The organism is Cereibacter changlensis JA139 (assembly GCF_003034985.1).
Lineage (GTDB): Bacteria > Pseudomonadota > Alphaproteobacteria > Rhodobacterales > Rhodobacteraceae > Cereibacter > Cereibacter changlensis.
Map to the genome: position 1 here is coordinate 1 of NZ_PZKG01000155.1, position 8,139 is coordinate 8,139.

Here is an 8,139-nt window from a genome sequence, read left to right on the forward strand (position 1 = left end):
AGCTCACCTTGACCAGCCGCCTCAGCCACAAGCTCGCAGCCGCAACCGTATCCACAACCGCCTGCCGCTCGCTCGCCTCTTTCGGCACTGCCGGTCCGAATACAATACTCTCGGGGCGCTTCGGCGTGGCCGGACGCCAAGCCAGCACACCTGCTCCGAACAGCTCGAGGCCATTGGCCAAAGCATCGACGCGCCGAGCCTCGCGCAAGGTGGCCATGCGGATTTTCTCGGCCTCCGCTTTCGCGTCGCCCGCCGCCTTTTCCGACAAGCGCTGCGCGATCCGCGCCTTCATTGCCTCCTCACTTGCCTCCCTCTTCCGAGCCTCAACCTTTTCAAGCTCCCTCCGGGCAACCCGCTTCCTCTGCTCGGCGGCTTCGATCTCGCGACGGCTCAAGGTCAATGCCGCTTCCGTTTCTGCAGTTTCCTGCTTCAGAGACTGAACCTTGTTAATCGCCTCCGCGGCCGCTTCGACCTGAGCGCCAACGCGCGCGAAGATTGCAGCTGCCTTCTCCTCATCTTCTTCTCTTCTGAGTCGGGCGGCGCCAGCCGCCTCTTTTGCCTTCTGTGCCTCCGCCGCAGCCACATCGCGGCGGCGGATGGCGCCTGCTTCGTCCTTCGCAGCCGCAACCTTCAGAGCCTGCGCCTCGCGCACAGCGCGTTTGCGGCTCTTGCGGATGGCCGCATGGCCGAGCGTCCGAGCGCTCTCGGCGACGCGGTCGGCCTCTACGCACGCTTCGGCCATAATCCGGGCCTTTTCCGCCTCCGCCTTTCGCTTCTCTTCCGCACGATACCGGCTCGGCGGGACATGCCGCCGCTTCGGTTCCGCTGGCTCACCAGCGGCCAAGGCCGCCCGGCGCGCGGCGGCATGCCGCTCGCCGCGACGAAGGCCAATCCTCTCGAAATGGCGCCCGGCCATGTCCTGCGCATGCTCATAGTCAGCGAGCAACGGATTGGCAGCGGCCTGCAAGAGACGCTGAACGCCGCGGTTCGCGGTCTCCCGCTGGGTCCAGACTGCAACCACGAAATGCAGGTGAAACGCTTCTTCGTCGGAATGCGAAGAGGCAAACCGGAGCTGGCCGCCGGGAAAGTGCTTCTGAAGGAATGCCATCGCGTGGGTGCGGAACTTCTCAACCTGATCACCCTCCCACTCGGCAAGTCCTGTTCCGCCGAACCACGCCTTGTTGACCGTTAGAATACCCTCCCGAAGCGGGCCGCCGGCGCAACGCTTCCACGGGTCACGAAGACCGGCCTCCCTGACCTTGGCCGCTTCCTTCCTCCGCGACTTTGCGAGGAGCGCTTCGACATGGCGATCAAGGTTCTGGCGTGACGCGGTATCAATCTCGAGCCTCAGATCCTTGATCCAGGTTGTCTCACCGAACTCCACCCGATTGGCCTCGATCTGTTCAGGGTCAACGTGCTGGAGATCACCACCAGCGCGCTGGTCATGCATGGCAAGCCTGCCGAGGTCACCCGGATGCAGGCCTTGGAACCTCAGAACGATGGGCGGGCCTTCGACAACTGCGGGGGCCGGCTGGAAGAACTGGATTGCAGTGATGGAGGTAATGGCATTCATGACAGTTAGGCCTTGCTGAAGAAGAACTTCTCCTTCAGGCTAAGGTCATTCCTAGAAAATCATCGCAGGTGCACGGACGGGAATTGTCGGTCCGTTACTCACTAGTGTTGTTGCAATCCGGGCAGGCCCGGATCGCAACAACACCGTTCGCCCGGGGAAACCCCAGGACCCTCCTCGACTTCACTCCACGGCAAAGCCGTTACGCGAAGCCTGCGGCCAGCAGCCTGCTGGACCCTGACTTGCACATATTAGGATGATCTTGTTCTGACGGGTCTTGCCGGTGGAGTTCGCTGAGCGTGTGTCGGAGGCGGCTGCGTCTGCGTATGCACCCCATCACTGATCAGAGCGGTCGCTGACCGCGACCGCTTACCCGGACTGTCGCGCCGAGGCCCCCGTCAGGATTTTTCCTGGCGATCAGCATCAGCTATGCCGAGGCCTATTTCAATCAGACTGCGGATGGCCTCGTTCTCGGACTGGAGCCTCTGACTGAAGCGGAAATCGGATATCCGCCTCGCCTGCTCCTCCGTCAGGTTCACGAGCTTCTTCACGGGATATGCAGTTTCTCTGGCCATGACATAGAAATAGGCCATATGCAGCATATTGACAATACAGCATATCGAGCATATGTTCTATATGCGGGTCGGAAAGGGTGCTACCAACACCCCCCGACCCTGACCGCGACAATCTCAGTGAGGAGATCGACCATGGCTACCTTGATGAATACCACCGCAGTAGATGCCACGAAAGGCTCCATCTACTTTACGCCGACGCCGACCACCCATGCCTTCTCCCGCCTTCTTGGAGCTCTGGCCGGATACGTCGAGGCCGAGCGTGATATCGATCACGTCGATGCATGGAACCCCGCGTTTCTTGAGTGGCAGCGCGATGCTGCAAGGTCTCGGGATCACGTCCTTTCGCTCCTGGACCTGATCAGGAATGCAAGTCCCGTCCGTGTCGAGGATCGCCCCTTGAAGCGCATGGCCCTATTGACGCGGATGATGATCGAGTCCGAACGGGCGGATGAGTTCGCGCAGCTTCATGGGCTGCTCGACATCTTCCCGGACCTCTTCCAGTGCTCCGGACGTGGCGCGATTGTCTCGCGGGTGAACCAGATGCTGGCCACAGCCCGGGACCGCCTTTGGGATATTGCTGGCCTCCAAGAATATCTTGACGTGGCCCGCGCCGACGACGAGGATGCCGCGGTGGCCCCTCTGTCTTTGGCGATGTGAGATGACCCTCCGGAACGCGCAGCACCTCATATACGGTTGACCGCCTGCCGCCCGGCTGTCGGTTCGTCCTGCGCGCCGCCTTCGTTCCCATAGACTGAACCGTGATCCGGCTTGGCGTGCGCCATGTCTGCCGCCGCCGCTCGATCACTCGCCAAGGAGGGCTGTCCATGCCTGTCCAACTTCCCCTTGTGGGCCTCATGCTGCCGCCCGTCGCCCTGCGCAGCGCCGCCAGCGTCACCGCCCTCTGGTCGTTCCCGGATCTCGACACCGGGACGCTGTGCCACCACGCCAAGATTCTCGGACATGCCGGCGAGCATTTCGTGGACAGCGTGCTCCTGCGCTTCGGCTTGTTGCCGCTGGCCCTGCCGGAGCATTCTTCGGCGGATCGTCTCGTGCTGCACCCTGATGCGGTGCTGAAGCTGCAGATCAAGACCGCCACGGCGGAGCGCGGCGGAGCGTGGCACTTCAACATCAGCAAAGGCTATAGCCACTCGCCGGGCGGGCTGAGGCCCTATGCGGCCAGCGACTTCGACCTTCTCGCCCTCGTGGTCCTGCCCGAGAATGTCGAGCGTTTCAGCCGGGACCGCCGCCCGGCTCATCGGATCCTCCGCTCCGAGATCGCCGGCCTGCGGGCCGATCCCCGGGCCAGTCTGGAAGAGGCGCTGCTGTCGGTCGGCCTCGCAGCGCCCGCTGCTCCGGACGACTGCGGCGCTCCGCAAGGCGACCACGCGCTCATACCCTGAGCGCGCCGCGCCGGGACCAAGGCGCGCATTCGGCAATCCCATCCTCACATCCTGTCCGTCGTCCGGCACCCGGACGGCCTCCCTCTCTTATCCTGGAGGTGCGCCATGACGCACAACACGAACACCACCCCGCGGCCGGCATGGTCGGAACTGGCCCGTCAGACCGTCGAGCGCATGCGGCGTCTCATTGCGACCGGCGCCGAGCGCAACGATCCTTTGGAACCGGACCGCAGCGAGAAAGCCGTCGCCGCGGCGGCGCCGCTGCGCAAGCCGCTGGACATGCTCCGCGATCATCCGGACATCATGCATATGCCGGCCGAGGACTGGCATGCGATCCTCGACGCCGGCGGCGATCCCTACGCGACCTCCGAGACCGGGGCCGTCCGTCCCGCCTCGCCCCTGCCCGCCAGTCGACTGCTTCTGGCCCTGCGCCTCGCGGCGACGTTCGGATCGACCGAGGGCCGGGATCATGCCCTCCGTCATGGCGGGGTCACGGTGATCCGCCGGGTGCCTGCCGCAGATCTCTCGAGCGTGCAGGAGGTGCTGGCAAACCTTCTGCCTGAGGGCTGGCGCGTGGTGGTTCCCGAGCGGAATCATCACAACAGAGAGTGTTCGCTGCTGCTCGCGACGCCCAGCCTGTTCACCGGAGAGCTCAAGGGGGTTGATCTCTTCCGCTTCCACCGGCTGATCACCGACTGCTTCGAGGGCAACCTGCCGATGGTGATCCTGCTTCCCGACACCGTGGACCTGCCGACGGACTTTCCCCGGCACGGCTACACGGATCTGACGCTCGCGCCGATCTCGGCAGACATCTTGCTGGCGCAACTTGCGGCCAGCCACTCCGCAACGGGCCGCGTCAATGAAGCAGCGATCCGGCAGGCGTTGCCGGAGGACAGCGTCCTGGCGACGCTGCCTCGGCTCACGGTCCTGCTGGCGCTGCGGGCGCCGACAGCGCCTGCGGCGGCGAGGCAGCTTGCGCGCTCCTGCGATCCGCATCGATCCAGCGGGTCACAGGAGCCACGGCTGGAAGACATGGCCGGCGACGGGCCGGCGCTGGTCGCGGCCCGCCAACTGGTCGGCGACCTCAAGCTCTGGCAAAAGGGCGAGATCGGTTGGTCGGACCTCAGCCGCTCGCTCCTGCTCTACGGCCCGCCGGGCACCGGGAAGAGCTGGCTCGCGCAGGCCATGGGCAATTCCGCCGGCATCTCGGTGGTAACCGCGAGCTTCGCCACTTGGCAGGCGAGCGGCCATCTCGGCGACATGCTGCGCGAGATGCACAGGAGCTTCGCCGAGGCGCGGTCCCGCGTGCCGGCCCTGCTGCTGATCGACGAGATCGACTCAGTCGGCTCCCGGACCAGCGGTGATCTGCACAACAGTTCTTATCGGATGCAGGTCATCAACGCCTTCCTCGCGGCGATGGACGGCATCTCGCGCGAGGAGGGGGTCATTGTGGTCGGGACCTGCAACCATCCGGAACTGATGGACCCGGCGATCCTCCGACCGGGGCGTTTCGACCTGAAGATCGAAATGCCGCTGCCGGACGTCGCGGCGCTGATCGGGGTGATGCGACGCAACCTGCCCTTCCCGGAAGCGGACCTGCAAGATCTTGCGCAGCGGGCGGCGGGTCTCAGCAGCGCCGATGTCGACGCGGCCATCCGCGACGCCCGCGCCAGGGCGCGGTGGCAGGGCCGCGACCTGAGCGCTGACGACCTGCGTCGGGTCTTCGGCAATGGACGCAGCCCCGACCTCGACTTCCGCGTCGCGGTGCATGAATGTGGTCACGCCATTCTCTGTGAGGCTCTTCAGCTCGGCCAGGTCCGGCGCATCCTGCTGACCCGCGGCGGCGGCGAGACCCATATCGAGACCGCGCCACAGGCTGGGCTGCTTCCGGAACTCGAAGCCACGCTCGCGAGGATCATGGCCGGCCGGGCCGCGGAGCGCGTGATCTTCGGAAGCATGTCCGCCGGGGCTGGCGGCTCTGACAGCTCCGATCTGGCCCAAGCGACCAGACTGGCGCTTTCCATCGACAACAGTCTCGGCCTCGGCAGCGCCGGCCCGGTTTGGCTCGGTAACGCGGAGAGCATGCTGTTGCACGACACGGCGTTGCGGGCGCGGGTGCGACGGCTGATCGAGGCGGCGGAGGAACGCGCCGTCTCGGTGCTCTCGGCGCACCAGCCCCTGCTCGAGGCGATGGCGCGGGAGCTGGCTTCGGTGCGGGACTTTGGTCCGGCCGACAGCGCGCACTGGCTCGCACGGCTGCACCCGGCAGATCGGTCGGGGCCCGAAGCGCTCCCTCATTGACACCTTCGCCCCGCCGCCACTGGCGGGGCCACTTCCGCCGCTTCCTGAGCCAAGGCTCGATAAAATCCGGATAATTACAAATGTATTTCGCAAACCGAGGCGCGGCGCGGCGCTGGCTCGGCGCGGGCAGCGCACTTGGGCTGCCTGCTCAGGACCAGCACCCCGCAATCCACAGAAAGTCGCACCAAACGCGGGTTCAGAGACCCGTTCCGAGCGAGTTCGATGACCGTCAGCCCTCCCTCTCCTTTATGATGATGAACAATGGCACCGGACAGCTTCCGGACAGTCGAAGAACATCATCACCCGCCGCGAGAGCATCGCGCGCGGGGCCGGGGAAGGCACGCCATGGCGCGGGAACGGAAGATCACTGCACGGAAGGGGCCGACGATGTCGGCGCCGGCCGCGCAATCTTCCGACGTCTCGCTTGCATCGACGCAACTCCCGGAGGACCATCGGGCTCAGTTGCTGATGCTGGTCCGCGCCCTCGCCCGTGACGCCGCCCGCGCCGACCACGCGGCCGAGCGCGACTCCGACTGATAGCCACCACTCCCCAAGGAGGATCGCCATGCCCGACACGCTGCGCGCCGTCATCTACGCCCGATACTCTTCCGACCTGCAGAACGCGGCCTCGATCGACGACCAGTTGCGGCTCTGCCGAGAACGCGCCGCCCGGGAGGGATGGCTGCTCGTCGGCAGCTATGAGGACGCTGCAACGTCGGGCGCCACCCTGATGCGGCCGGGCATCCAGCGGCTGCAGCAGGATGCCCGGGACAGGCGGTTTGACCTCGTCATCTCGGAAGCGCTTGATCGGCTGTCGCGCAACCAAGCCGACATCGCCGGTCTATACCAGACGCTGGCTTTCGCCGGTGTCGCCATCGAGACCCTCTCCGAAGGACGGGTCAGCGAGATGCACATCGGGCTGAAGGGCACGATGAACGCCCTGTTTCTCAGGGATCTCGCAGCCAAGACCCGCCGCGGCTTGCGCGGCCGGGTCGAGGCCGGCAGGTCCGGCGGCGGCAACGCCTTCGGCTATACGGTGCTGCGCAGCCTGACCGACGCCGGCGAGGTGAGGCGCGGCGACCGTGCGATCAATGCGCAGGAAGCATCTGTCGTCCGGCAGATCTTCCTCGACTACGCCAACGGAATGTCGCCGAACCGCATTGCGGACCGTCTGAACCGGGACGGCGTCGCCGGCCCGCGAGGGGGCGCTTGGGACAAATCGGCCATCCATGGCAACCCGAAGCGCGGAACGGGAATCCTGAACAACGAGATCTACATCGGCAAGCTGATCTGGAACCGGCAAAGTTTCCTGAAGGATCCGCAGACCGGGAAGCGACAGGCGCGTCCCAATCCCGAGGCCGAGTGGATCACCAAGGATCTGCCGGAGTTGAGGATCGTCGATCAGGATCTATGGGATGCGGTCAAGGCGCGTCAGGCGGATCGCAAGATCATTCAGACAGGGCATCAGGCCTGGGAGCGGCGCAAGCCTCGCTTCCTGCTCACCGGCCTCGTCAAATGCGGCTGCTGCGGCGGGGGCTTCTCGACGATCGGCAAGGACCGCTTCGGCTGCAGCAATTCCCGCAACAAGGGGACGTCGGTCTGCGACAACCGCACCGGCATCACTAGGGAAGACCTGGAGGGCCGTATTCTGACCCTGCTCACCGACCGGCTGATGGATCCCGACCTGGTGAAGGTCTTCGCTGCCGAATACATCGCCGAGCGCAGCCGGCTCGCCGCGACCCGCACGGACGACAGCGCGGCGAAGCGCAAGGAATTGGCCAAAGTCATCAAGGATCAGGATGTTCTCGTGAACGCACTCCTCGCAGGCACGCCGGCGGCGCGGATCAATGCCAAGCTGGAACTGCTGGAGGCGCGACAGAAGCAGCTGGAACTCGAACTTGCCGAGGCCCCTGCCCCGGTCTCATCCGTGCGCATTCATCCGAAGATGGCGGAGACCTACCACGAACGCATTCGCGCCATCATCGCCGGCCTGAGCGACCCCGACCAGGAGAGCCAGGCGCGCGATGCGATCCGCGGGCTGATCGACAAGATCGTGGCGACGCCAGTGCCGACGGCGGGCAAGCGCAAGACTCTCGATCTGACGTTGCATGGTGATCTGGCGGGGATCCTGGCGATGAGCCTTGGTGTCCAGCAGCTCACCGGACAGCAAAAAACCTCCTGCGAACAGGAGGTTGTGCAAAGTACAGAATTTATGGTTGCGGGGACAGGATTTGAACCTGTGACCTTCAGGTTATGAGCCTGACGAGCTACCGGGCTGCTCCACCCCGCGCCA

Annotated in this window: 7 protein-coding genes, 1 tRNA gene and 1 pseudogene; 5 read left to right on the forward strand and 4 right to left on the reverse strand. The window is 65.2% G+C overall.

Features of this window, described 5'->3' with window-relative positions; all coding sequences use genetic code 11:
- Positions 1 to 1,573: plasmid recombination protein (locus tag C5F48_RS20080; RefSeq protein WP_107665571.1), on the reverse strand; the 1,573-nt coding region annotated here is incomplete at its 3' end.
- A gap of 395 nt (positions 1,574 to 1,968) precedes the next feature.
- Complete coding sequence (locus tag C5F48_RS20085) at positions 1,969 to 2,163, reverse strand: hypothetical protein (protein ID WP_146170665.1); 195 nt, start codon at positions 2,161 to 2,163, stop codon at positions 1,969 to 1,971.
- Between the two features lie 114 nt (positions 2,164 to 2,277).
- On the opposite strand from C5F48_RS20085, the gene C5F48_RS20090 reads away from it, so the two are divergent.
- The 5 genes and pseudogenes from C5F48_RS20090 to C5F48_RS26220 form a co-directional block, all read left to right on the forward strand.
- Positions 2,278 to 2,802, forward strand: coding sequence for a hypothetical protein (locus C5F48_RS20090; RefSeq protein WP_107665573.1), 525 nt, complete (start codon positions 2,278 to 2,280; stop codon positions 2,800 to 2,802).
- 167 nt (positions 2,803 to 2,969) lie between these two features.
- Positions 2,970 to 3,545 (forward strand): hypothetical protein, encoded by a 576-nt coding sequence (locus C5F48_RS20095; protein WP_146603677.1) that lies wholly within the window; start codon positions 2,970 to 2,972, stop codon positions 3,543 to 3,545.
- 105 nt (positions 3,546 to 3,650) lie between these two features.
- Complete coding sequence (locus C5F48_RS20100) at positions 3,651 to 5,846, forward strand: AAA family ATPase (protein ID WP_107665575.1); 2,196 nt, start codon at positions 3,651 to 3,653, stop codon at positions 5,844 to 5,846.
- A gap of 387 nt (positions 5,847 to 6,233) precedes the next feature.
- Entirely contained in the window at positions 6,234 to 6,383 is a 150-nt protein-coding gene (locus C5F48_RS20105) for a hypothetical protein (protein WP_181247740.1), read from the forward strand.
- Positions 6,384 to 6,411: 28 nt separating this feature from the next.
- Positions 6,412 to 7,491: pseudogene (locus C5F48_RS26220) on the forward strand (recombinase family protein); the annotation flags it as partial.
- Positions 7,492 to 7,767: 276 nt separating this feature from the next.
- Here C5F48_RS26220 and C5F48_RS26225 read toward each other — a convergent pair.
- The gene (locus C5F48_RS26225) at positions 7,768 to 8,016 is read right to left on the reverse strand and encodes a hypothetical protein (RefSeq protein WP_245941547.1); all 249 of its coding nucleotides are present in this window, start codon (positions 8,014 to 8,016) and stop codon (positions 7,768 to 7,770) included.
- Positions 8,017 to 8,059: 43 nt separating this feature from the next.
- Positions 8,060 to 8,136: transfer RNA gene (locus C5F48_RS20115), tRNA-Met, on the reverse strand.
- Positions 8,137 to 8,139: the final 3 nt, after the last annotated feature.

Bases quoted from the DNA above. Each gene is read 5' to 3' on its own strand.
- C5F48_RS20085 (WP_146170665.1), bottom strand. From the start codon at position 2,163: ATGGCCTATTTCTATGTCATGGCCAGAGAAACTGCATATCCCGTGAAG.
- C5F48_RS20090 (WP_107665573.1), top strand. From the start codon at position 2,278: ATGGCTACCTTGATGAATACCACCGCAGTAGATGCCACGAAAGGCTCC.
- C5F48_RS20095 (WP_146603677.1), top strand. From the start codon at position 2,970: ATGCCTGTCCAACTTCCCCTTGTGGGCCTCATGCTGCCGCCCGTCGCC.
- C5F48_RS20100 (WP_107665575.1), top strand. From the start codon at position 3,651: ATGACGCACAACACGAACACCACCCCGCGGCCGGCATGGTCGGAACTG.
- C5F48_RS20105 (WP_181247740.1), top strand. From the start codon at position 6,234: ATGTCGGCGCCGGCCGCGCAATCTTCCGACGTCTCGCTTGCATCGACG.